Annotated in this window: 24 protein-coding genes and 2 pseudogenes; 14 read left to right on the top strand and 12 right to left on the bottom strand. The window is 72.1% G+C overall.

Annotated features, from left to right (window positions below):
• Both ACFWU6_RS31435 and ACFWU6_RS31430 read right to left on the bottom strand, forming a co-directional pair.
• Positions 1-451, bottom strand: a 451-nt coding sequence (locus ACFWU6_RS31435; protein WP_383984600.1) for a pectate lyase, incomplete at its 3' end; no start/stop codon positions are given.
• Between the two features lie 407 nt (positions 452-858).
• Positions 859-1797, bottom strand: coding sequence for an alpha/beta hydrolase family protein (locus ACFWU6_RS31430; RefSeq protein ID WP_383984597.1), 939 nt, complete (start codon positions 1795-1797; stop codon positions 859-861).
• Positions 1798-2265: 468 nt separating this feature from the next.
• Between ACFWU6_RS31430 and ACFWU6_RS31425 the strand changes: the two genes are divergently transcribed.
• On the top strand, positions 2266-3906 hold the full coding sequence (locus ACFWU6_RS31425; protein ID WP_383984594.1) for a LuxR C-terminal-related transcriptional regulator: 1641 nt from the start codon (positions 2266-2268) through the stop codon (positions 3904-3906).
• 39 nt (positions 3907-3945) lie between these two features.
• On the opposite strand, the pseudogene ACFWU6_RS31420 reads toward ACFWU6_RS31425, so the two are convergent.
• The 3 genes and pseudogenes from ACFWU6_RS31420 to ACFWU6_RS31410 form a co-directional block, all read right to left on the bottom strand.
• Positions 3946-4212 (bottom strand): annotated as a pseudogene (locus ACFWU6_RS31420) (transposase); the annotation flags it as partial.
• 103 nt (positions 4213-4315) lie between these two features.
• Positions 4316-5245 carry a winged helix-turn-helix domain-containing protein gene (locus ACFWU6_RS31415; protein WP_383811022.1) on the bottom strand — a complete coding sequence of 310 codons (930 nt, stop codon included), beginning with the start codon at positions 5243-5245 and terminating at the stop codon, positions 4316-4318.
• Between the two features lie 157 nt (positions 5246-5402).
• The gene (locus ACFWU6_RS31410; RefSeq protein ID WP_383811025.1) at positions 5403-6935 is read right to left on the bottom strand and encodes an IucA/IucC family protein; all 1533 of its coding nucleotides are present in this window, start codon (positions 6933-6935) and stop codon (positions 5403-5405) included.
• A 119-nt stretch (positions 6936-7054) separates the two neighbouring features.
• Between ACFWU6_RS31410 and ACFWU6_RS31405 the strand changes: the two genes are divergently transcribed.
• Positions 7055-8569: an IucA/IucC family protein gene (locus ACFWU6_RS31405; protein ID WP_383811028.1), complete on the top strand. Its 1515-nt coding sequence runs from the start codon at positions 7055-7057 to the stop codon at positions 8567-8569.
• 328 nt (positions 8570-8897) lie between these two features.
• Here ACFWU6_RS31405 and ACFWU6_RS31400 read toward each other — a convergent pair whose 3' ends face one another.
• From ACFWU6_RS31400 to ACFWU6_RS31390, 3 genes and pseudogenes are all read right to left on the bottom strand, one after another.
• Positions 8898-9476: a maleylpyruvate isomerase N-terminal domain-containing protein gene (locus tag ACFWU6_RS31400; RefSeq protein ID WP_383811031.1), complete on the bottom strand. Its 579-nt coding sequence runs from the start codon at positions 9474-9476 to the stop codon at positions 8898-8900.
• 35 nt (positions 9477-9511) lie between these two features.
• Positions 9512-10560: pseudogene (locus ACFWU6_RS31395) on the bottom strand (IS630 family transposase); the annotation flags it as partial.
• A gap of 174 nt (positions 10561-10734) precedes the next feature.
• Positions 10735-11379 carry a TetR/AcrR family transcriptional regulator gene (locus ACFWU6_RS31390; protein ID WP_383984591.1) on the bottom strand — a complete coding sequence of 215 codons (645 nt, stop codon included), beginning with the start codon at positions 11377-11379 and terminating at the stop codon, positions 10735-10737.
• Between the two features lie 124 nt (positions 11380-11503).
• Here ACFWU6_RS31390 and ACFWU6_RS31385 point away from each other — a divergent pair, with 124 nt between their 5' ends.
• Entirely contained in the window at positions 11504-13189 is a 1686-nt protein-coding gene (locus ACFWU6_RS31385; RefSeq protein WP_383984588.1) for an ABC-F family ATP-binding cassette domain-containing protein, read from the top strand.
• Positions 13190-13241: 52 nt separating this feature from the next.
• Positions 13242-14162, top strand: coding sequence for a virginiamycin B lyase (locus ACFWU6_RS31380; protein ID WP_383984585.1), 921 nt, complete (start codon positions 13242-13244; stop codon positions 14160-14162).
• 216 nt (positions 14163-14378) lie between these two features.
• Here the strand turns inward: ACFWU6_RS31380 and ACFWU6_RS31375 are convergent, their stop codons facing one another.
• Positions 14379-14642, bottom strand: coding sequence for a hypothetical protein (locus ACFWU6_RS31375; RefSeq protein WP_383806915.1), 264 nt, complete (start codon positions 14640-14642; stop codon positions 14379-14381).
• A 489-nt stretch (positions 14643-15131) separates the two neighbouring features.
• Positions 15132-15446 (bottom strand): hypothetical protein, encoded by a 315-nt coding sequence (locus ACFWU6_RS31370; protein ID WP_383806918.1) that lies wholly within the window; start codon positions 15444-15446, stop codon positions 15132-15134.
• Between the two features lie 161 nt (positions 15447-15607).
• Between ACFWU6_RS31370 and ACFWU6_RS31365 the strand changes: the two genes are divergently transcribed.
• A complete protein-coding gene (locus tag ACFWU6_RS31365; RefSeq protein WP_383806920.1) occupies positions 15608-15850 on the top strand; it encodes an ATP-binding protein in 243 nt (80 codons plus the stop codon).
• Between the two features lie 45 nt (positions 15851-15895).
• On the opposite strand, the gene ACFWU6_RS31360 is transcribed toward ACFWU6_RS31365, so the two are convergent.
• Together ACFWU6_RS31360 and ACFWU6_RS31355 are read right to left on the bottom strand one after the other, a co-directional pair.
• The gene (locus ACFWU6_RS31360) at positions 15896-16078 is read right to left on the bottom strand and encodes a hypothetical protein (RefSeq protein ID WP_383806924.1); all 183 of its coding nucleotides are present in this window, start codon (positions 16076-16078) and stop codon (positions 15896-15898) included.
• Positions 16079-16551: 473 nt separating this feature from the next.
• On the bottom strand, positions 16552-16824 hold the full coding sequence (locus ACFWU6_RS31355) for an isoamylase early set domain-containing protein (protein ID WP_383806927.1): 273 nt from the start codon (positions 16822-16824) through the stop codon (positions 16552-16554).
• A gap of 151 nt (positions 16825-16975) precedes the next feature.
• Here ACFWU6_RS31355 and ACFWU6_RS31350 point away from each other — a divergent pair, with 151 nt between their 5' ends.
• From ACFWU6_RS31350 to ACFWU6_RS31310, 9 genes are all read left to right on the top strand, one after another.
• Positions 16976-17170: a hypothetical protein gene (locus ACFWU6_RS31350; RefSeq protein ID WP_383806930.1), complete on the top strand. Its 195-nt coding sequence runs from the start codon at positions 16976-16978 to the stop codon at positions 17168-17170.
• Between the two features lie 252 nt (positions 17171-17422).
• Positions 17423-17770, top strand: a complete 348-nt coding sequence (locus ACFWU6_RS31345) for a hypothetical protein (protein WP_383806933.1) — start codon at positions 17423-17425, stop codon at positions 17768-17770.
• 154 nt (positions 17771-17924) lie between these two features.
• Positions 17925-18551, top strand: coding sequence for a hypothetical protein (locus ACFWU6_RS31340; protein WP_383984582.1), 627 nt, complete (start codon positions 17925-17927; stop codon positions 18549-18551).
• Positions 18552-18695: 144 nt separating this feature from the next.
• Positions 18696-18980 (top strand): hypothetical protein, encoded by a 285-nt coding sequence (locus ACFWU6_RS31335; protein WP_383806938.1) that lies wholly within the window; start codon positions 18696-18698, stop codon positions 18978-18980.
• 201 nt (positions 18981-19181) lie between these two features.
• Complete coding sequence (locus ACFWU6_RS31330; RefSeq protein ID WP_383984579.1) at positions 19182-19952, top strand: hypothetical protein; 771 nt, start codon at positions 19182-19184, stop codon at positions 19950-19952.
• 61 nt (positions 19953-20013) lie between these two features.
• Complete coding sequence (locus tag ACFWU6_RS31325) at positions 20014-20409, top strand: transposase family protein (protein WP_383806944.1); 396 nt, start codon at positions 20014-20016, stop codon at positions 20407-20409.
• 138 nt (positions 20410-20547) lie between these two features.
• A complete protein-coding gene (locus ACFWU6_RS31320) occupies positions 20548-21090 on the top strand; it encodes a transposase (protein WP_383984576.1) in 543 nt (180 codons plus the stop codon).
• A gap of 258 nt (positions 21091-21348) precedes the next feature.
• Positions 21349-21633 (top strand): hypothetical protein, encoded by a 285-nt coding sequence (locus ACFWU6_RS31315; protein WP_383984573.1) that lies wholly within the window; start codon positions 21349-21351, stop codon positions 21631-21633.
• Between the two features lie 162 nt (positions 21634-21795).
• Positions 21796-21987, top strand: coding sequence for a hypothetical protein (locus ACFWU6_RS31310; RefSeq protein ID WP_383984570.1), 192 nt, complete (start codon positions 21796-21798; stop codon positions 21985-21987).
• Positions 21988-22111 lie beyond the last annotated feature (124 nt).

Below are 22111 nucleotides of genomic sequence, written 5' to 3'. Positions count from 1 at the left end.
GGAGGCTGGACATGGCACTGAGACCGTCGTCGAGCTGGTCGGCCGGGACGCCGAAACCCAGCCGGACGTGGCCCCGCGAACCGAAGCAGCTGCCCAGGCAGTGGATGCCGTCGGCGGCCGGTGAGCCGAGGATCACGTTCTTGAGGACGGCGCCGTCCTTGAGCACGAAGAGCGGGTCCTGGCCTTCGCCCTGTCCGCCGGAGCCGAGTTCGCCCGTGCCGTAGAACCGCTTGAGGCCACCGTCGTAGGGGCTCGAGACCTCGATGGTCGCGGGGACCGGCTTGCTGCCCTTCGCCTCGGGCCAGGCCGTCGCCGCGCCGGCCGAGGACAGCAGGCCGCCGGTGACGACGGCGGTACCCGTGAGGCCCAGGGCGGCCAGACCACCGATCAGCGCCCGACGACGGCCGACTCGTCGGCGGTGTCGTATGCGGTGTTCAGCTCGTGGAGTCATGACACATCTTCCTTCTGTGGGGGAGGTCTTTCAGGTCTTATCGGCTGGTGGACCGCGCGGCAGCGGCGTGCTGTACGCGCCCGCTCCCGGCCCGTCGGCGGCGGAGTCGCCGCCCTGACCTACCGAGGCATAGAGCTAGGAGGTGCGGGAGGACGTGCGGGGGTGAGAGGGCCGTTCGGTGCTGAGGGGCGCCCGGGAGACGGTGAGCCGCGCCTGGGCGGCCCCGCATGCGCAGGGCCAACCCCAAGGCGCCGACCGGGTTCGAGCACCCCTGTGGCGTCGCTGTGGGTGGGGAACGAGACGATCCGGGATATCCGTTCCGAGCGGTCACGCCGGGCCGGCCCGCACGGCACGCGGCGCTGCCCCCCGACCTGTCTGAGGCGGGGCCGACGGGGTGGCGACCGGGGTCACGCGCCGTGCGGGCAGTTGCCCCGGTACTCGGCGATCGACCAGCTCGGCTGCGGCAACGGGCACAGGAACTGCTCGTAGCGGGTGTCGTTGTCGATGAACCGCTTGAGCCAGCTGATGCTGTACGTCGCGATCGTCGTGTTCGACATGTTCGGCGTGATGTGGTTCGCGTTGTTCAGCTCCAGGTACGCCCGATCCAACGAGGACGGCAGGCTCTCGTAGAACGGTTCCGAGTGTGAGCGGACCGGGGCGACGGCGTCGCCGTCCGCTCCGATGATGAGGGTGGGCGTCTGGATCTCCGGCCAGCTCTTGTCCAGGTTCCACGCGGTGAGCGGAATGGCGGCCTTGAGCGAGGGCCGGTCCTTGGCCGCCTCCAGCGTGCCACCGCCGCCCATTGAGTGGCCCATGACGCCGAGCCGCGTGCTGTCCACCCGGCTGCGGACGCTGCTGGTCTTCGTGAGGTAGTCGAGCGCGGCCAGCAACTGGTCACCGCGGGAGGCCGGCTGGTCAGAGGTGGTGTTGGTGTCGATGGTGAACACCACGAAGCCCTGAGAGGCGAGCCGCGGCCCCAGCCAGGCGATCGAGGACTGGCGCGCGGTGTACCCCGGGGAGATCGCCACGGCGCCGAACGTGCCGTCAGCGGTGCTGGTCGGGTAGTAGATCGTGCCACCTCCGAACCCGGACACGGAGAACGGGGAGACCCTGGTCTCGGAGACGGCGTACGCGCCGCGCGTGGCCGTCACACTGGCCTGGGTGGGGGCCGGACCACGCTCGTAGAGGTTCTCCGCGGCGTTCGCACCGCCGGTGAGCATGGTCGCCAGGCCGGCCAGCGCCGCCGCGGACGCGACGAGACCAAGGTTCGGGCCTCGGGACCGACGGCGGTGCCGCGCCGGGCCGTTCTCCGGGGCGGGTGTGGACGACTGGGGAATTGTCTGCATGAGCGGTTTTCCTCTCTCCTCGTCCCCTGACGGCGGTGCGCGGGCGGTCCCGGGAGCGCCCAACGGCTGTCGACACGTGTCGTCGGCCAGTGCACCGTGTCGTCGTGGAGGTCGAGGAGGACGGTGGTACGCGGATCGGGTAGGCGTCCGGGCCGTATGGGGACGGTAGAAGCGTGGGGCACTCCTGATCGGACACCTGCGGCCGGTTCCCGGGGCCACCCCGGGGCCACCGGCCGGGCCCAGCGTAAGAGGCGGGCCACCTCCTGCGCATCGGTGGAATCACCGGTCTCACAGCTCACACTCAGCAAGCTCACAGCCGCGGCGCTCTCGGCCGCCCCCCCTTTCTTGTCCGAGAATCCGCTGGCCGCGCTGCGTACTTCTGCGCTGTTCGACCACCCGATTCTCGCCAGGATGTCTTCAAACCGTCTGTTACGCTCCGGAAACGTAAGACAGGAAGCGGCAATCAACATGTACGACCAGATAGCCGACACGGGCGGTGACCGGGCCTCCCAGTTGTTCCAGGCTGCCGAGCGTGCTCGCCGCGGCGGGCAGACCCGCCGCGCTCTTGCCCTGCTCGTGGCTGCCGCCCACAGCACGGCCGGTGGCAACGCACCGCTGCGCGCCCGGGCCGAACTGCGGCGGGGCCTGCTTCTGTTGAGCGACGGCCCCGTGGCCGATGCCCACCAGACCCTGCTGCTCGCGGCCGAGTCGTTGGGGTCGCACGACGTGGAGGGCGCGGAGCAGGCCCTTGCAGCGGCGGCGGAAGCAGCCTGGGCCGCCGGCGACCTCACGGCTTACCTCCAGACACTGGAACGCCCCGCCGGACGCACCGCGGACGAGACGCCGCCGGCTGGACGCCCCGCGGACCCGGGCACCGCGGCGGCACCGTGGGGCGCCTTCCGCGCGGGCATGCGCCACGTCGTGCTGGTCGACTTCGCGCGGGCGGCGCAGAAGCTGCAACCGCTGCTCACCGCCGCGGCACACACACAGCAGCCGGACGCCCTGCTGTACGCGGGCCGCGCGGCGCTGATGCTGGGCGACATCACCGCCGCGCGGCGCCTGCTCGGCCGTGCCCTGGCGGCCGCCGGCGCCGAGGGCGTGTCCGGGCCGACCGCCCGCATCCTGGAGTTCCTGGCCTACGCCGAACTGCGCGCCGGCTTCCACCACCAGGCCCGCGCCCACGCCGAGGAAGGCCTCCGCGCCGCCCGCCGGCTCGGTCAGCGCAACATCGGCGCCCAACACCACGCCCTGCTGGCACTGGTCTTCTCCCTGGTCGGTGACGACTCCGCCACCGAACATCACGCCAAGGCCGCCCTGTCGGTCGCCCGGCCGCATGGACTGCTCCAGGTGAGCACCATGGCGGAGTGGGCCCGCGCCCGCGCCGACCTCGGCCACGGCCGAGCCGAACAGGCCGCGATCCGTCTCGCACCGCTCCTCCGACCGGGCCCCCGACGCGGGCACTTCGGCCTGTGGATGTTCGCGGTGCCGTGCCTCGTGGAGGCGACGGTCCTGGCGGGACTGGACGAGGACGCCACCGACATGGTCGACCTGTACGCCGAGTGGGCCGCCCTGGGTGCCGATCCACAGGCCACGGCCCAACTGACCCGCCTCCGAGCCCTGACAGCGCGGGAAGAGGACTGCGACACCCTGTACCAGCGGGCTCTGGCGGAGCACGAGGCCGTCGGCGGCCAGTTCGAGCACGCCCGCACACTCCTGTCCTACGGCATGTGGCTGCGCCGCCGGCGCAGGCCCCTGGAGGCCCGGCAGCAACTGCGGGCCGCCCTGGTCGGCTTCGAACGCTGCGGCGCCCTGTTGTGGGAGAAGCGCACACGGTCCGAGCTGCGGGCCGCCGGGGACAGCTCTGCCGGCGACGACGTCAGCGCTCTCGGGCGGCTGACGCCGCAACAACAGCGCGTGGCGGACCTGGTGGCGTCGGGCGCCACCAACCGCGAAGTGGCCGTGCGCCTGTCGCTCAGCCCTCGCACCGTGGACCACCACCTGCGCAACATCTTCAGCCAGCTGGGCGTCCGCTCACGGGTCGAGCTGGCACTGCTGATGAACGGCGACCGAACAGAACGAAGCGGCGGCAGCGGGGGCGAGAACGCCTGACCGACAGTCCGACGGCCCGGCCGTACGACATGGCCGCTGCCGTGGCAGGTCCAACGGGTCCGCGCGGCGCAGTTCGGCCGGCAGTGCGGCGTGCGGGCGTGGCCAGACGTTGGCCTCGGTCCAGTCCCGCAACCGGCGCCAAGGTGTGACTCCGGAGCAGCCCACGGTCTCGGCCGGGACATCGCGCCAGGCAACGCCGGTCCGCAGGACGTACATGACGCACGCGAGAGCCACCCGGTCCGGAGCGCGAAGCCGCCCGGGATACCCGCTGCGCCGTTCGGGAGCGGGTGGCAGCAGCGGGGCCATCCGCTCCCACAGGCCGTCAGCAACAGGATCACCACGCACCCGGACACCCTGCCGACCAAGATCGACAAGCGCGAGACCCGTAGCTCAACTCATTCTGAAACGATCAGTAAGTGACCCGGAAGCCCGCTGCCGCGTGGTCGCGGCGGTCCCGGTGGAAGGTCAGCCGGTCCCAGGTCGGGAAGGACAGGTCGGTGACGGCCAGCAGCCGGCCCGCGGCATCGTGCAGGGTGCGCCGTACCGTCAGCCCGCAGGCCGACGAGGCGGCCGGCGGGTGGGTGGTACGGGTCATCGTGATGGTCTCGGCGACCCGGCCCTCCACCTCGGCCCGGTCGAGCCAGCGGTGCAGCGGCTCCAGGTCCTCGTCCCGGACTCCCGCCACCCGGTCGCGGTAGCCGGACAGTTCGGGGCTTCCGGCGACCACCTCGGGGCTGAAGTACGTGGCGGCGTGCCGCAGCGTCTCCCCCGCCGGGCCGCGTTCGCGCTGGTGGTGGACCAGAGTGCGGGCCCCGCCCCCCATGCCGAGGAGCGCGGCGAGCGAGGGCGGCACGGTGACCAGGGTGAGCCAGCTGTGCCGCACGGCGGGTGCGGGCCCCGGTTCGGACACGGGCCCCGGTTCGGACACGGCCGCCCCCGGGCGGGCGGCGGGCGCCCCGGCGGGCAGCGGTCCGGCGATGAGCGCTCCGGCGGCGAGCGCTCCGGTGGGAACCGGTCCGGCCGCGAGCGGACCCGCGGCGGGCAACCCCGTGGCGGACAGCCCCGTCGCGGACAGCCCCGCGGCGGGCGCAGGCCCCCCCGCCGCGACGGGCCGGGTGCCCCGGCGCCCGGTGACGATCAGGCCGTCCTCGCGCAGTTGCTGGAGTGCGGCCCTGATCGTCTGGCGGTTGACCTGGTAGCGGGCGGCCAGGCTGCGCTCGGAGGGCAGTCTGCCGCCGGGCATCTGCGCGGCGCGGTCGAGATCGCTGCGCAGAGCTGCGGCGATCCGCTGGTACTTGGGCATGGCGGCCGGGCCGCCGCCCCGCGAAGGGGAGGGCATGGCTTCTCCTCTGACGGGTGGTCAAGGACTGCGCGGTCTGCTCCACCAAACGTAGCATTGGTCTATACCTCTGGGTGAGGGGGGACCGGGATACAGGACCACGTTGGCCGATTACGTACCCCGACCACCCGCCAGGCCGCTGCTCCGCGGAGGCGCCCTACCCGCGCAGCGGATTCGGCAGCGGTTGGTAGCGGGCGTCGGCGCCGTCCGCCCGCGTCCAGCGCAGCAGCAGGTTGGTCTTGGCCGGCAGGCTCGGAGCGGCCAGCAGTTCCGCGATCTCGGGGAGCCCGCGCTCCGCGTCGTACCGCAGGAACTCCTCGCGCGCCGCCGGCCACACCAGCGGCGCGATGTCCGGATGGTGTTCCACCAACGCCCCCGCGATCTCCATCAGGTGGTTGACCACGAGGCAGTAGACCAGCCGCTGCCAGGCCTCCGCCCGTTCGGGCCCGGAGAACGTCCTGACCCCCTCGGCATCGCGGAAGAGCGCCTGTACCGGCAGGCCGGAGGCGTCCGAGGCGATCACGGTGTTCTGCACGTGGGCCTCCAGCGCCACCCCGTGGCTGCCGAAGAGCTCCAGCACGGGCGGCACCACCTGGCGCAGGTACGCCCGCCACCAGCCGGCCGGGTCGGGACTGCCGGCGAGCGGGCTGCCCGGATATCCCTCGGCGAGCGCCGCCGCCGCGAGCGGCGCGGCCCCCGGCACCACATGGGCGTGCAGACCGTCGCGGACCAGTACGGCGAGCTCCTCGAAGGCGAAGCCCGCGGTGCGGTAGCCCCGGTCCGCCAGCCAGGCCGCCGTCGATCCGCCCTCGCGCAAGGCGGCGAAACCGGCCACGACCGCCGCGTCGGTCCCGCACAGTCGCTGCAGGTCGTGACGCCACAGCCGGCGCACGTCGTTGGTGATCCGCACGTCGAGGCTGAACTTCACGAACACGTCCGCGACCGGATGCGGCGCGTACACGGTGCGGACGGAGGCGGTGGGCCAGACGGGCCGGCGGCTCTCCCCGAGCCGCAGCAGCCTGCCGTCGGCGAAGGCCTCGCGGACCGCTCCCCCGGCGCCGACCAGGTCGAGCTGCCACGGATGGGCGGGGAGCAGCCGGTACCCGGCGGGCGGGCGCGGGCCGTCGAGGACCTCGGGGAGCGCGTCCAGGACGCGGGCGGCGGCCGGCCCGCCCTCCTCGGCGACCTGGTCCTCGCGCAGACCGAGGAAGACCAGCGGGAAGCGGGCGTGGGCCTCCGGCGCGTACGGCAGCCAACTCGCCGCGGGCGCACCGCCCCGGGCCTTGGGGGCCGGGTGGTGGGGGTGGCCCATGACCAGGGACTGCTCGGAGCGGACGTACGGGTCCTCGGAGGGTTGCGCCACGGCGCGGGCGGCCAGCAGCGCGGCGACCGCCGCGCGGCTGTCGGCGATCTCGACCGGGAGTTCGTCGTTCGCCGTACCGGTGTGCCGGCGCAGTTCGTCGGCCGTGAGCTTGACCAGCTCGCTGTGGCTCAGCGGGCGCCACCCGTCCGTGGTCCGCAGTTCGGGCCGCTCCGGCCGGCGCCCGCCGTGCACCCGGAGCAGCCGCCCGCTGCCGCGCAGCCGGTGGACGCCGTCGCCCCGGTCGTCCGCGGCCTCCCGGAGCAGGCAGTTCAGGAGCGGGGCGGCGGCGTAGGCGTCGGCGGCGGGGTTGAGGTCCACTTGTTCCATTCGGTGCATCCGGTGCGCCGGAGGTTCGCGGGGGCGTAGCTCCGGCCGTGATCATCAGTATCCGCGATGATGACGTGATCATCCCGTCAAGCGCCATTTCCGAGGTCCGGAGCCCCAGCATGCACGCACCCGACTCCCCGGCCGAAGAGGCCGTCGCCACCGAGCTGGCCTCCGTGCGCCCCGCGCTGGGGTCCTCGTACGCCGCCGAGCTCGGCGGGGCCAGGGCCGCCGTGCTGACCAGGCTGTGGCGGGCTCTGGCGTACGAACCGCTGCCCTGGGTGGCGGCCCGGCACGCGGGGCCCGGTTCGCTGACGCTCCTGCTGGCCGGCGGCTCCCGGCTGGAGGGACCGGCGCCGGACGCCTACGCCACCCGGCCGTACGTGGACGAACTGCTGCTCGACGGGGTGCCGTACCGGCAGGCCGCCGCGCTCATGGCCGCGCTGGGGGTGCCGCACGGCAAGGAGTTCGCCGCCGAGCTGGACGGCAGCACGGCCTCCCTCGCCCTCTCCCGCGCCGGCCGGCGCCGCGCGGGGCCGGACCCGGCGGAGCCGACCGCCTGGGAATGGGAGCAGCAGGTGGTCGACGGGCATCCGTACCATCCGAACTGCCGCTTCCGGCCCGGCTTCTCGGTGGCCGAGGAGCTGGCGTACGCGCCCGAGCACCGGCCCGTGGTGGAGCTCGGGCTGGTCGCCGTACGGGCCGGGGAGTGCCTGGTGACGGGGGCCTGGCCGGACCGCTTCCGGGAGGCGGGGCGAATCCTGCTCCCGGTGCACCCGTGGCAGGCCGCGCACGTCCTGGGCGGGCAGCGGGTCCGGACGGGCTTCGCGGCGCATCCGCTGATGGCCTTGCGCACCCTGGCCCCGGAGGGCGGCGGTCCGCACGTCAAGACCGCGCTGAGCACCCGGCTGACCTCCTCGGTGCGGGACATCTCCGGCTACTCCGTGGAGACGGCGGCGGCCGTGTCCGCCTTCGCACAGACCCTGTCCGAGCGGCTCGACGGCCGACTGCACATCACCCGCACCCTGGGCGCGGCCACGGCGCACAGCCCCGACCTGGCGGCCGTGCTGCGCGAGCCTCCGGAGGCCTACGCGGATGCGGCGGCCGGGGAGCGGGTGCTGCCGGTGGCGGCCCTGGCCGCGTACCCGCCGGCGGGCTCGGCGGCCTGGCGGGCGCAGTTCGCGCGTCTCGCGCTGTCGGTGTGCCTGCGGGTACTGGACCTGGGGGTGGCCCTGGAGGCCCACGGGCAGAACCTCCTCGTGGTCCTCTCGCCCTCCGGCGCCCCGGTCCGGCTGGTCTACCGCGACCTCGCCGACATCAGGATCAGCCCGGTACGGCTGCGGCGGCACGGCCTGCCGGTGCCGCCGCTCGCCGGGCGGCTGGTCACCGACGACGTGGAGTTGCTGCGGCGCAAGCTCTTCGGGTCCCTGCTGACGGGGGCGCTCGGCGCCACGGCGGGCTCGGCCGCGGCCTTCGCCGAGGCGTTCGCGGAGGCGGCCGCGCTGCCGCCCACCGCCGACACCGGGGCCCTGCTCCGCGCGGCGCTCCCCACGAAGGCGCTCACCCTGATGCGGTTGAGCCCCGGGGTGCCGGGCGACCAGTGGGCGGAGCTGGCCAATCCCCTGGCGGACCGCTGACCGGACCGGGCGGATGCGGCCCGCCCGGCGGGATCCGAAGGAGACGGCTTAGGTCCTGTCGTCAAAGGAGCGCCGGTCAGGCCCGCGGTGTCCGGCGCCGTGCATCGCACGGCGGAGGGACGCCCGAGTACTGGACGTACTCGGGCGCCCTGACAACGCGGCGACGTGCGGTGCCGGACACCGCGGGCCAGGCGGGACGTTGACGACAGGGCCTAGTACTGCAACGGTGTTTGGTCTGACAGGTTGGCGGTTTCTGGTGGTGTGTGGCCGGGAACGTTCACCGTGTTCGAGGTTCGGGCTCATCTCTGGCCTGCCCATGTGGACCCGATCAGTCAGACACTGCGGCGTGCCATGTCCACGAGGTGCGGCGGGGGCGGCCGTCCAGCTCGCCCCGGCCGGTGCACCAGAGGAGGACCTGGGTCGGGTCGCCGGGCGGGGAGTCGGGGAAGAGACGGTGGAGCACCGCCGCGGACAACGGCGCTGGTGGCAGCCACGGCACGCCCAGCCCTTGGGTGATGTCGTAGGTGTGCAGGAGAACCTCGGCGACGCCCATTCCCGCGAAGCCCGCCCGGTCGCATGCCCCCCAGTGCCAGGCCCGCAGCTCCGGGTCGGCTGTGGCCAGGGCACTGCTGAGCAGCCCTGCGCAGGCGGTGACCACCTGGAGCACCTCGCGCGGGGCGGTGCCGGGGTGGACGGCCAGGTCGAAGGGCAGGTAGGCATCGGTGGGGCGAGCCGCCACCTGCCCGGCGTAGGCCAGCAGGTCGTGCGCGATGTGGGCGGCCGTTGTCCAGCAACTCCACTCCAGCGAACCCGCCGGAACCGACCAGTCTTCCGTGCCGTGCGCGCCGAGTACCCGCACCATCTCGGCCACGGCCTTGTCGACGTCCCGTTCGTCCAGGTAGCCCATCCCGAGATGCTAATGCTGTGGCCCGGGGATCGTGGTTAGGCAGCGGCGGCTGAGAGGAGCCGTCCGCCCCAGCGGGTGCCCTTCTCACTGCGGATGCGGGCACGTTCTTTGCGTTGGGCAGCCAGGACATCGGGGTGGCGGACGTTGGCGTTGCGCCAGCGCAGACGTGCAGCTCTCGGGTCTGGACAGTGTGGTTCGGGTGGCTGGAGTTAGCCAGGGTGAACTGCCGCAGGGGCCCGAAGTGCGCCTCGATCGGGTTCGCAAAGGAGGCGTTGGTCGGGGTGAAGCAGAGCTCGGTCTTGTTCTTCCGCGCCCACTTGCGGATCTTGCTTCCCTTGTGCCCGGAGAGATTGTTCGTGATCACGTAGATCGGGGCGCCGTCCGGACGGGCGGCCCGGATCGATTTCAGTGTGGCCAGGGACTGGGCGGCACCTTTATGGCGGCGGTTGACTCCCCACAGGGTGTCGTCGCCGATCGAGTAGCAACCGTGGAAGTAGGTGACTCCGTGGGTGCGGTGGTAGGTCGCCGGAACCCGGTCGGGTCGGCCCTGCTCCGCCCAGCAGGAGCCGCCGGTGGGGCGGATGCCCAGCGGTCCGAACTCGTCGAAAGCGAAGACCCGGTCGGGGAAGTGGTCCAGGACGTGCTCGATCCGGTCGAGTTTGGTATCGCGGTCGGGGTCGGTGGATTCCTTCCAGGTCTTGGCGCGCTGGAAGGTGATCCCGCGGCGGGCGAGCAGGCAGCGCAGGGCCTCGCGGCCGATACGGATCCCCCGGCCGTGGACGCGTCGCAGGTAGGCGGCGAGTTTGCGGATCGACCAGCGGGTGAAGGGCAGGCCTAACTTGGTCGGGCGGGTGGTGGTCGTGGCCACGACGAACTCTTCGTCGTCAGTGCTGAGATGGCGGGGACGGCCTCCCGCCCACTGAGGGTCCAGGCAGGCCAGGCCGATTTCGTTGAACCGGTGGATCACGTCACGGACCGTGTCCTCATCTGCCTGCACCAGTTGCGCGATCACCGGCACCCGGTTCCCGCCCGCCGAGGCCAGCAGCATCATCGCGCGCCGGTAGCGCACCGTGTTGGTACTGCCCGGCGCACTACCGGGGTGCCCGTCGCCCTGCGCACGGGCGAATCGCCGGTAGTTGACCGTCCGCAACGACGGCATACGCTCCAGCGAGGCAAGGTCGATCACATTCCTCGAAGAGCGGCACCGCGCCCAGCGGAGGCGCCGACGGCGTCAGTCACGGCGGCGCGGCGTCCGGGGTCAGTGGGGCGTGCCGAAGGCGCCGACGCCGGCCGCCGCGGCGGCGGCCGCGGCGGCGCGGCGCGGCAGCGTCGGGTCGGGGGATGCTCTGAGCAGCAGTAGTTCGTGGTAGAGCGGGGCGGTCGCGGCGACGAGCAGCGCCCGGCTGTCGGCGGGACCGGGAAGCTCCCCCCGGTCGGCTGCCCGGGTGACGACCACCGCACACCGGGCGTAGCGGTCCTCCCAGAACCGCGACAGCGCCGTCGCCGCCTCCGCAGACCGGAACCCGGCTGCGATCAGGGCCGTGGTCAGGTTCGGCCCGCCGCCCGCCAGTGCCTCGAACACCTCCTGGTTGAGGGCGGTCAGGTCGTCCTCCAGCGACCCGGCGTCCGGGGGGCTCCACAGATCGTCGGACGCGGCGTCGAGTACGTCGGCGAGCAGGCACCCGACGTCGCGCCAGCGCCGGTAGACGGTCGTGCGGTGGACGCCGGCGCGTTCCGCGACTGCGTCGACTGTCAGTCCGTCGTACCCCGCCTCCAGGAGGAGTGCGCCCACCGACTCCAGGACCTGGGTGCGGACGCGGGCGCTCCGGCCGCCCGTCCGGCGCCGCCTCGTGGCCGGTTCGTGTCGGCCGGAATCTTCGCTTGCCTGCGTACGGGAATGCATGCCAACATTTTAACGCAACATTCGTCGACTTAAAGGAGAACTCCCGTGGTCATTCACCGCGTCCCCACCCACCCCCCCACCGTCGCGACGACGATCCCCGCCCCCGAACTCCTGGAGCCGCCCTGTGACCCCACAGCTCACCGCGTCTGATCTCACCAAGTCCTACGAAGGCCGCCTGATCCTCGACTCCGTCGACTGCTCCGTCCCCGCCGGGGAACGCCTCGGCATTGTCGGCGAGAACGGCTCCGGCAAGTCCACCCTGCTCCGCCTGCTGGCGGGGGCCGAGTGCCCTGACCGCGGCGAGGTCGTCCTGCGCGCCGAAGGCGGCGTCGGCTACCTCGCGCAACAGGAAGACCTCGCCCCGCACATGACCGTCCAGCAGGTGGTCGACCGCGCCCTCGCCGAGCTGCGTGCATCGGAACGGCTCCTGCGCCGGCTGGAGGCCCGCATGGCCGGCGGCGACGCCACTGCCGAGACCCTCACCGCGTACGCCGACACCCTCACCGCCTTCGAACTGCGCGGCGGATACGACGCGGACGCCCGGGTAGAGCGGTCCCTGCACGGCCTCGGCCTGCTGAACCTGCCCCGCGAGTCCGCCACCGGCGACTTGTCCGGCGGCGAGGTCGTACGCCTGCGCCTCGCCGTACTGCTCGCCGCCACCCCGGAGGTACTGCTCCTCGACGAGCCCACCAACCACCTCGACGGCTCCGCCCTGACCTGGCTGGAGGATCACCTGCGCGCCCGACGCGGCATCACGGTCGTCGTCTCCCACGACCGGGTCTTCCTGGAACGCGTCGCCACCTCCCTCCTGGAGGTCGACGGCGACATGCACCGGACCGGGCGGTACGGCAACGGCTACGCCGGCTACCTCGCGGAGCGCGCCGCCGAGCGGCGGCGCCGCGCCGAGGCCCACGCAGCCTGGCGGGCCGAGGCGGCCCGACTGCGCGAGGCCGCCGCCGTCACCGCCCGACGGGTGGCACCCGGCCGGGCCATGAGAGACGGCAACAAGATGGCGTACGACCGTGCCGCCGGCCGGGTCCAGCAGTCCCTCGCAAGCCGGGTCCGCAACGCCGAAGAGCGGCTCGCCCGGCTGCTGGCCCGGCCAGTGCCCGCGCCTGCGGATCCCCTGCGGTTCACCGCTGTACCGCGCACCGCCACCGCCGGCGCCGCCGAACCCGGGACGCCCGCCGGGCCGGCTCGGTCCGGCGACGCGCGACGGGTGCTGCTGGCCGCAGCAGGTGTCGCGGTCGAGGGGAGGCTCGCGCCGGTGGACTTGACCGTGCCGGCGGGCGGCCGACTGCTGGTCACGGGCCCGAACGGGGCGGGCAAGAGCACCCTGCTGCAGGTTCTGGCCGGCGTCCTGGCCCCCGACCTCGGGCAGGTCGTTCGACGGCACGGCCGGGTCGGCCTGCTGGCCCAGCAGGCCGACGTGGGAGCAGGCCGCGGGACACTGCTCGCGGCCTACGCCGAGGGCCGCCCCGGAACTCCCGAGGAGCACGCCGAACGGCTCCTGTCGCTGGGCCTGTTCACCCGCGACCGGCTGTCCGCTCCGGTCGGCTCCCTGTCCGTCGGACAGCGGCAGAGGCTGGCCCTGGCCCGCCTGGTCACCGAACCGGCCGACGTCCTGCTGCTGGACGAGCCCACGAATCACCTCTCCCCCGCGCTGGCGGAGGAGCTGGAGGAGGCGCTGGCCCAATTCGCGGGCGCGGTGGTCGTCGTCAGCCACGACAGGCGGCTGTGCGCCCGCTGGTCGGGTGACCGGCTCGCGCTGCGCGCCCCGGTGGCCGCCGCGGCCGGCATCTGTCCGTGACGACCGACAGCCGCTCCGCCCCTCCTCCCCCCGCCGTCGAAAGGCGCCTCGCTTGACCACCTCCGTAAGCCCGCTCGGCACCGTCGCCCTCCCCACCGCCGGCTCCGGCCCGTACGCGCTGGCCGTCGGGCCGGACGGCCACCTGTGGTGCACTCTCGTCCACTGCGGCCGCATCGCCCGCCTCAACCCGTCGACGGGCCGCGTCGAGGAGTTCGCGCTGGACTCCTCCGACTGCGGCCCCACCCTGATCACCGCCGGACCGGACGGCGCGCTGTGGTTCACCCGGTACCGCGACCACCGGATCGGCCGGATCACGGTGGCCGGCGAAGCCCGCTCGTACGCACTTCCCGGCGGCGCGGGCGGACCGTACGGGATCGCGGCAGGGCCCGACGGGGCCCTGTGGTTCACCCTGACGAACACCGACCGCGTCGGCCGCATCGGCACGGATGGCGAGGTCCGCGAGTTCCCGCTGCCGTGCGAAGGGGGATTCCCGTCGTTCCTCACGGCGGGACACGACGGAGCCCTGTGGTTCACCCTCAACCAGGCGAACGCGATCGGCCGGATCACCGTCTCCGGCGAGGTCCGGCTCCACCCTTTGCCCACCCCCGGCGTCGCCCCGGTCGGGCTCGTGGCCGGCCCGGACGGGAGCCTGTGGTTCGCCGAGATCGACGCCGGCCGGATCGGGCGGCTCACGACGGGCGAGGCAGGCGTGGAGATCACGGAGTTCCCGCTGCCCGAGGCCGACTGCCGCCCCCACGCCGTCGCGGTCGCCCCAGACGGGACCTGCTGGTTCACCGAGTGGGGCACCGGCCGGATCGGCTCCGTCACCCCGGACGGCAAGATCACCGAGTACCCGCTCGCAGCCCCCGGCCGCGAGCCCCACGGCCTGGTCTTCGGCCCGGACGGCACGCTGTACGTCGCCGAGGAACGCGGCGGCGTCTCACGGTGGGAGGTGCGCCGCACCGGGCGGTGACCCAGCATCCCTCTGACCACGGCCCTCCACCGCCCATACCTCGGCAGGCGTGGCGGCAGGCCGCACAACCGCTGCACCAGCCCGCGCAGCCGAGGAACCGGGGTCGCCGACGCCGCACCTCCTGTGCGTCGGCTGCATGCATGAAGCCTGCTGTGCCGCAGCGCCGACGTCTCCCGCAGCCCAGAAGGCCTCCGGTCCGCGTCGCACCGACGGGCGTCAGCGGGTGGCGGATCCGCTCGTCACGGTCGCCCAGCTGCCATCGTTCACCGTGTACACCGTCAAGCGGCGGTTGGCCCTGTCGCCGTTCCCGTCGAAGGCGACGCGACCCGTGACACCGTGGAAGCCCAGCCCCGCCACGGCCTGCAGCGGTTTCGCCCGGGCGTCGGGGGGGAGCGTGCCGCCGTTGGCCGTCACGACGGCCTTCACCGCCTCGATGACGGTCCAGGTGGCGTCGTAGGCATAGGGGCCGACAGCCTTCACCCTTGAATCGTAAGTCTGTTTGATTATGGAAGGGGAGTCGGCGCTCCGGTTCGTGACCCGTTAGGCAGACCGGCCGGGAGGTTGACAGATCGGATGGTGCTGACCGGGTAGGCGCCGTGCACTGAACGACACGTCCTGATAGGGATCGGGCCGTCACTTCTCATCACTATGGCCATCGCCAGGGACTAACCGGTTCCGCCCTACCGGGTGCCGGCGTCCGGCTTTGCGCCGCCCTCTGCCCGGCCTGGTGGCCGGGCAGAGGGCGGCTTGCTGCAAGGTGGCCGTGGCCCAGCACAGATCACTGCCTCACCTCGCACGGTGAATACCTTCCCCCAAGGGGGCGGGGGAATACCGCGGTGGTGGAGGGGGCACCCGATTGCGGATCGGCGACCTGCGCGGGAGGTAAGGCGAGAGCGGGTCCTGGGCCCTGCTTGTGGCAGCAGGGCCTCGCGCCTGTGGGGCCGCGACGTCTCCTCGTGCTGTGCGGTGTCAGGAGCCGTCGTGGTCGTAGTTGTCCCGGCTGCCGGACTTGGCCAGCCCGCGGCTGATCATGTAACCGACGGTGAGGATCACGATGTACAGCCACGCCTTGTCGGCGCGGAAGTAGTCGAGATGGCCCTCTTCGGTGCCCACCAGCATGGAGGCGATCAGGACCGCGATGACGGAGGCAATGTAGACGAAGAACTCCGTCGTCTTCAGGGCCGACTTCGTCTCAGTCGACAGGCGGCGCGCGCCGTGTCCGGAAACGTCGGTACCGGCGGTCCGGCGACCTGCAGGCGTGCCGCCCGGGCTCGCAGTGGTCATGGCAGGTGTCCAATCCGTTGTGCGGAGCACGGCGTGCTCCACGAATGGGGAGCACGCCAAGATCGACGCCGTCCCACCAGGCGACTACCCGGAAATAGCGGAGTAGGTATCACGTAAAGAAAAAATCAGGCAAACGGACTACGGCAGGCACCTTGCCCGGGTTGGCGGCGGAATTCGCCCGGCTGACGGCGCTCGGACCCTGCGCTCTGCACCTGGAACTGCTGGACCACTCTATCGACGTGTGCGCCACCGACCGCAGCCCCCAGCCTCCCCGACCCCGAACCCCCAGTACGGAGGGAGCGGGCGGGTGGGGGTGGTTCCTCGTCAAGCGACTCGCCACCCGCATCCGCATCAAGCCGGGCCCGGAAGGCGGCAAGACCATCTGCGCAGAACTCCCCTGGTAGCAGCGCGCTCCCTGCTCATTGAAAGCTGTCGGCGCCGTCAGCTCCTTAGCGGGACGGGTCCCACGCTTCGGGGCCGGCGCCCCGCCACTCAACGAAGTCCGGGTCGGTGAGGTCGACGTCCTCGGCGTCCCCGAGGCCGGCCGCGGCGAGGAAGAAGCCGACCGGCCGGGCGGTGTGCGACCCCGATGGCAGTGCCGTCGCAGTGGACCCGGCGCCATCCCTGGGCATCCGGCGGGTAGACGATCAGCTTGGCGGCCATGCGCCGAGCCTCCGCTCCGTCTGCTCCAAGAGCACCTGGCCACATCCGAACGGGTGACGCCCGGGTCGACGGCAGGACGCCCCGCGTCGTCCAGCGGCGCTACCGATGTGGAGGGCGGGTCCTCACCGGTCATCTCCAGAAGCCGTTGGAGCTGGTGCGGGGGCGCGGCGACGCGGAGCTCGGTCAGAGTCGCGAAGGGGATGCCGCTCGCGTCCAGGACGACCAGTGGGTGGGCCTGGGCTGCGGCCAGGAGCATCTCCGCGAGGGGGCCACTGGTGTCGAGGTCCATGTCTCCGCAGGCGACGATCACGGGGGTGGCCTGCGGAGATGGCGGCATTTGAGCGTCGGCGTCCATGCGGTCAGCATGCCCCGCTGCCACCGGATGGCCAAGGCCACCGTATCGAGCCCCGCCCCGGATGCGTCGGCGGCCGACTGGCAGGAGTCAGGTCGTGAGCCGGCTGTTGCCGTCGCGGCCTTCGGCGCTGTCGTCGTTGAACCAGTAGTCGCCGGCGGCGAGGTAGCGGAAGGAGTGGCTGACCTCGGCCGCGAGGGTGACCGTGACGGCTCGGGTGCCGTCAGGGCGCGGGGACAGCTCGTGGGTGCCGGGCTTCCACTCGTTGAAGTCGCCGACGACGCTGACCGGCCCGGGCGGGGTGTCGGCGGGCAGGACGAACGTGACCTCGGTACGGCCCTTGCGACGCTGCTGCTCAAGCATGGTGAATCTCCTTCGGGAGAGGGGCGGGACAAGGCGAGGATGTACCGTTTGCACAATCGGAACAAATCACTTTCCGTCACCAAATAATGCGGTATGTGACGGTTGATGGCAGCGTGTCGGTGAAACATCCCAAGCGATCACGGAGCGCGCGATGAGCGGTATGCAGGACAAGCACCAGCAGCCGGGCACGGGCCGCGAGGAGCAGGAGCGCCCCCAGCGCCAGCGCCCGGGCCAGGACGAGCCCAAGGACATGCAGGGCAAGCCGGCCCACGAACGCACCACCCAGAATCCCTCGCGCGAGCGTGAGCAGGAGATGGACGACGACATGCGTGACGACGAGCTGTAGAGCTCCCCGGCACGTAGCGGGCCCGCCCGGACTGCATCCCCGGGCGGGCCCTGCCATACCCCCGCTACCCACGCCTCCCACGGCCTCTACAGTGAGCGCGTGTAACGGGATCTTGAGCTGATACGCGAGGTTCGGCACCCGCTGGACGCCGAGGGATTCGGGCTGGCGGACAACGGCTCGGAGGGCCTCCTCCGCACGGAGCCCGACGGCCGGCTGCTGCGCCGGCAGCTCCGTGAACTGCTACGCCCGGTCGTGCTGGCTCACGGTGACAGTGCGGACCTCGCCTCCCGCACCGAACTCGCCGGGTTCCAGGCCGCCATCCACATCGCACTGACTGCGCTGCTGCGCTCTGCCAAGTACGAGATCACCGAGCAGGACGACGGCTGGCTCCTGGTCACCCGCCCCTTCCCGGATGCCGCCAGACCACTGACCCCGGCGACATGGACGGCGGGGCCGGGGCGCGGCATCACAGCGACCGCTGCCAGCAGGGCGGCGATGATCAGTACACCGACCGCGTGGGCCACTTCGCCCCCCACCCGAGCGTCGGTGACCACTGCGGCCGCCGGGATCGCGGTGTGGCGAGCAACAGCTTGGTCGTGAGCTGCCCGCCGCAGCCGCCCAACAGCAGCCCGCACCAGAACGTGTGCCGGGGTTGGGCCATGTGCGCGTCTGGTCTGGCCGGTGCGGCCGATCCCCCTGAGCCTGATTGCAGTGCCCTGCGACCGCAGGGACGCGTGTGTCTGGAAGGACGCAGATGTCTGAACGCAACACGCTCATGCGCAGTCTGCACGACATCGGCCTGGCGGCCTGGTTCGGAGGCTCCCTCATGGGCGCCGTCGGGTTGAACGGAGCGGCGCGCACCGTCGAGGAGCCTGTCCTTGCCTCCCGGATCGCCAGCGCCGGCTGGGCCGCCTGGACTCCGGTGAACGCGGCCGCGATCGGCGCCCATCTGGTGGGCGGCGCTGCCCTGCTGGGGGCCAACAGTGCCCGGGTGGCCCACCAAAGCGGCGTCGGCGCCTCTACCGTCGCCAAGACGGTCCTCACCGGAGCCGCGCTCGCTGCCACCGCCTACAGCCGAGTCCTGGGCAAGAAGATCGAACTCGCCTCGTCCCCCGACTCCGAGGATCAAGAGGCGTCCGCCGACCACCCAGTAGAACTGGAGCAGGCACAGCGCCACCTCGCGATGCTGCAGTGGGCCCTGCCGGCACTGACCGCCGGGATGCTGGTGCTCAACGCCCTGCACGGAGAGCAGCAGCGCCCTGAGCAGCAGAAGGCGGGGATGCTGCGCCGGGCCGCCTCGCCCCTGGCCATGGCCGGAGGAACCGGTATGGCCGCCGTACGCCGTGCCAGCCACCACCGCGCCTCGACCGGCTGCTGCTGAGCTCACGGGCCAGGCCCGGGGAAGCGTCGGCCCTGACCCTTGGGCTGGGCACGCACCCCTGCACGCCGGCTACGAGCTGCCCGCGGGCCCGGGGAGACCCAGTCCGCACCGGTACCCGAAATCATCTACGCGAGGAGAGACACCATGGCCAGAGCCACCACGACCAAGGTGACGCAGCCCGTCACGGACGACAGCATCAAGGTGCGCCAGCTCAGCCACTACCAGTTCAGCTGGGTTGCCGGCGAGCCCGCAGAAAAGGGCACCCTCACCCTGCAGCTCGTACTCGACGAAGGCGCCTGGGAAGAGGTGCTGACCGTCGACATCGACGACGCCGACGTCCTCCAGGACCTCCTGCGCAACACGCCGACCGTGCACTACGACGTCAGCCGCCGCACCCTGATGTTCGGCGTCACCGCCGTCGGCACCTGAACGGCAACGTCCGCCCATCACCGCGGTCGGCGTCGTCGTCGGTCCCGATGGTTACAGTCTCGCCCTGGGCGAGGTCGCCGGCCTCGTCCTTGCACCCGACGCACACTCCCGGCCTGTCGGGCCGTACGGCACCCCCTCTACGTCGGGCGCTTCTATGCGGGCAGGCTGGTGGCGCGGGGCCCTACGACGGAGGAGGCCGGGGTGGTGTTGCGGCCGCCGGTCGAGCCGATGCTGGCGCAGGCCGTAGAGGCGGTACCGGGCCCCTTCGTGACGGGCTCGGGTCTTGCCTTCGAGCAGAAGTTCGACGGCTTTAGAGCGCTGCTGTTCACCCCGCCCGGCCGCGGCGGGCGGATGCTGCTGCAAACCCGGCGCGGCTCGCTGATACAACTCCGCGTGAGGGGCCGGGGCGGCATGGTGCGGGTGCCCAAGTTCTCCCCGTCGCGGCCGACCGGTACGCTCCCGCCCGTGAACGGTCTTCGGGTGGGAGCGTGGGTAGTAGCGGGCGGACTGGTCTTCGGCACACTCGCCCTCATAGGTGGCCGGTGGGCCCTCAACGGCGGGCTCTACGGCTGCACCGCCGCGGACGCGGCACTGCGGGACCCGATGGCAGCCCAGGTTCGGGCGCTCGGCACCCCACAAGGAGCACAGGCCGACGAAGCGTCCTACTCCGGCTGCGATGACGACGACGCCTTCGCGTACGCCGGCCGGGAGTACACCGAGCCCGCCCGCCGAGCGGACGTAGTCGCCTACTACCGGACGGCCACCGCCCAGAACGGCTGGCTGCCGGCACCGCCCGAGCCGGACGAGCCCGCCGGGCGCAACGACCCGGACGGCGAACGGATCGGCCTCTGCTTCACCAAGCGGATCGACGGTGCCACCTCCCATCTCGGCGTCTCCTGGGCATTCGACGGGGAGCAGGGCTATACGGTGGAGGCCCGGGCGAGCCGGAGCGGCAGCTCCTGGTGTCCGTGAGGGCGGTCCCCGGGGGGGCCGATGCGCGCCGCGCACCCTTAGGCGACCGTCCACGCTATCCATGCCGCACGCCCCTCAGCCGACTTCCCCGCCGGCCGCTACCTACTCACCCTGGAACCCGAGCTGTACAAGGGTGGCGAGAGGCCGCGCGGTGGGGGCGGCATGTCCGGACTGTGACCGCTTCTCGGACCGAGTCCACGACCGCTATCAGCGCAGGCTGAAGGACCTCCCGCTCGCTGAACTGGGCTTCGTGATCCGGTTGACGGTCCGGCGCTTCATCTGCGGAGCTGCGGACTCTCCGCGCCGGACGTACGCCGAGCCATTCTCCTGGCTCGCCGCCCCGCACGCACGGTTCACCATCCGGCTCAACCACGCCCTGGAGCGAGTGGGACTCGCGCCGGCCGGGCGAGCCGGCCCCCGGCTGGCTGCCCGCTGGGCTTCGGCGCGGGAAGGATGACCTTATTACGCAGGGTCATGGCATCGCCCGATCCACGGTTCAGCACACCGCGTGTGCTGGGCGTGGACGACTTCGCGATCCGCCGCGGCCAGACCTACTCCACCGTCTTGACCAGCGTCGAAAACCACCGCGTGGTCGATGTGCTCCCGACCTCGCCCAAGGCCACTCACGCCGGGCGATTGCCCGGCACCTGGGCTGGGATCTCAACACCGTGCTCCGGTACGCGAACGCCGCACGCTGGCAGGACACCATTCGCGACAGCCGGCCCCGATCCAGCAGGCTGGACCCCTACAAGCCCTACCTGGAACGGCGATTCGCCGAGGGATGCACCAGCGTCACTCGACTGCACGGCGAACTCGTTGCCGCCAACGCGCCCGTCCCCTACCAGATGGTCCGCGCCCACATCGCAACCCTCCGCAGGACTGCGGCCGACGCGGCACCGACCGCCTCGGCTCGACACTCCCCACCTGGATCGACGCAGTCGACGCCAGCCAGCTACCCGGACTCACCGGCTTCGCACTGCACCTGCACCGAGACTTCGACACCGTGACACCCGGGCTCACCATGGACTGGAACTCGGGCAGCATCGAGGGCGCCGTCAACCGCATCAAGAAGATCAAGAGGCAGCTCTACGGCCGAGCCGGATTCGAACTACTCCGCAAGATGATCCTTCTCCAGTAGGCCATCGCGACGTTCCCCAAGAGCTGCGCGAGAACCGGACAGTAAGAACCCCTGCTGCGGCCGGCGTATAGCCAGCGCATGCAAGTGTCCAGCCGTGGCAGGATGGCCTCATGTTGATCCGAAAGGGCGATGCCGCGTAGGCGTCCCAAGGCCGTCCGTGCAGAGCAGTGGCGGTCACGATGGCAGTATCCGGTCCTGAGGGTCCATGGTGTCTCAGCGCGGACTCGTGCAGCGATCCGCCGGGTCGAAGACCAGGAGATGTGGCCCAACGCGGTCGCCAAGGCACTCTCGTGTTTCGAGTGGGCTTTTGAGGAGCCCGGACGCTACCTGGACGCCTCCGCGTTTGATTCTCCTGGGGTGGGTGATGCCCGTGATGACCTGGAGTGGGCGATGCTGTACCTTCCGCCCAGAGCCAAACGGGACCTGGGCCGATTGATCACGCGTATCGATGAGGAATTCGAGCGTCGCACCTTGCCGGAGCCCAACTACAACGAGTGGGCGACGACGCGCTGGTGGTGGTGGACCAGAATGCGTGAACGCTGAGGGTCCCCAAGGCCTCCGCCCCTCCCTGCAATCGAACGAAGCTGTCACCTCAGCGACCACTCCCACGAGGTCGAGGTAGCGCCGGGTCTTCGAAGGCGTGGGAGCGGCGGCGGAACAGACCCCGGGGGTGGTCTGCCGGCGTGTCCCCCAAGGTCGCTCGACGTGAGTTCGGCATCCCGGGAGCTGAACGAGGGCACATTCCCGGCCAAGGGCACGGTGCTGTGCACGGTCACCAGCGAGCACAACCTGGCGATGCTCCGGATCACCGACGTGCGGGTCCCGCCCAAGGAGGGCATCCCCGGCCGCATGCCCGACTACGTCATGACCCTGACCCTCTGGAAGACGGCCGAGTAGTACGCAGGGGCACGGAGCAGTACGGCGGCGTCCGCGCGGGCCCCGCCCGGGGGGGCGCCGGCGCCCGGGGGAAGGGGCCCCGGGGGGCCCGGGGGCGCCGGGGGGGGGGGGGCCGGGGGCCGGG

Source organism: Streptomyces sp. NPDC058674, from assembly GCF_042716505.1.
Classification (GTDB): domain Bacteria; phylum Actinomycetota; class Actinomycetes; order Streptomycetales; family Streptomycetaceae; genus Streptomyces.
The sequence above is the reverse complement of the archived record's forward strand: the minus strand, read 5'-3'. Positions and strand labels throughout refer to the sequence as shown.

What these genes read in the sequence shown, in the direction of transcription:
- ACFWU6_RS31390 (WP_383984591.1), bottom strand. Translation starts at nt 11,379, where the DNA reads ATGCATTCCCGTACGCAGGCAAGCGAAGATTCCGGCCGACACGAACCG.
- ACFWU6_RS31425 (WP_383984594.1), top strand. Translation starts at nt 2,266, where the DNA reads ATGTACGACCAGATAGCCGACACGGGCGGTGACCGGGCCTCCCAGTTG.
- ACFWU6_RS31350 (WP_383806930.1), top strand. Translation starts at nt 16,976, where the DNA reads ATGAGCGGTATGCAGGACAAGCACCAGCAGCCGGGCACGGGCCGCGAG.
- ACFWU6_RS31370 (WP_383806918.1), bottom strand. Translation starts at nt 15,446, where the DNA reads ATGACCACTGCGAGCCCGGGCGGCACGCCTGCAGGTCGCCGGACCGCC.
- ACFWU6_RS31325 (WP_383806944.1), top strand. Translation starts at nt 20,014, where the DNA reads ATGCCGCACGCCCCTCAGCCGACTTCCCCGCCGGCCGCTACCTACTCA.
- ACFWU6_RS31410 (WP_383811025.1), bottom strand. Translation starts at nt 6,935, where the DNA reads ATGGAACAAGTGGACCTCAACCCCGCCGCCGACGCCTACGCCGCCGCC.
- ACFWU6_RS31315 (WP_383984573.1), top strand. Translation starts at nt 21,349, where the DNA reads ATGTGGCCCAACGCGGTCGCCAAGGCACTCTCGTGTTTCGAGTGGGCT.
- ACFWU6_RS31340 (WP_383984582.1), top strand. Translation starts at nt 17,925, where the DNA reads ATGTCTGAACGCAACACGCTCATGCGCAGTCTGCACGACATCGGCCTG.
- ACFWU6_RS31320 (WP_383984576.1), top strand. Translation starts at nt 20,548, where the DNA reads ATGTGCTCCCGACCTCGCCCAAGGCCACTCACGCCGGGCGATTGCCCG.
- ACFWU6_RS31415 (WP_383811022.1), bottom strand. Translation starts at nt 5,245, where the DNA reads ATGCCCTCCCCTTCGCGGGGCGGCGGCCCGGCCGCCATGCCCAAGTAC.
- ACFWU6_RS31335 (WP_383806938.1), top strand. Translation starts at nt 18,696, where the DNA reads ATGGCCAGAGCCACCACGACCAAGGTGACGCAGCCCGTCACGGACGAC.
- ACFWU6_RS31360 (WP_383806924.1), bottom strand. Translation starts at nt 16,078, where the DNA reads ATGCCCAGGGATGGCGCCGGGTCCACTGCGACGGCACTGCCATCGGGG.
- ACFWU6_RS31400 (WP_383811031.1), bottom strand. Translation starts at nt 9,476, where the DNA reads ATGGGCTACCTGGACGAACGGGACGTCGACAAGGCCGTGGCCGAGATG.
- ACFWU6_RS31405 (WP_383811028.1), top strand. Translation starts at nt 7,055, where the DNA reads ATGCACGCACCCGACTCCCCGGCCGAAGAGGCCGTCGCCACCGAGCTG.
- ACFWU6_RS31430 (WP_383984597.1), bottom strand. Translation starts at nt 1,797, where the DNA reads ATGCAGACAATTCCCCAGTCGTCCACACCCGCCCCGGAGAACGGCCCG.
- ACFWU6_RS31355 (WP_383806927.1), bottom strand. Translation starts at nt 16,824, where the DNA reads ATGCTTGAGCAGCAGCGTCGCAAGGGCCGTACCGAGGTCACGTTCGTC.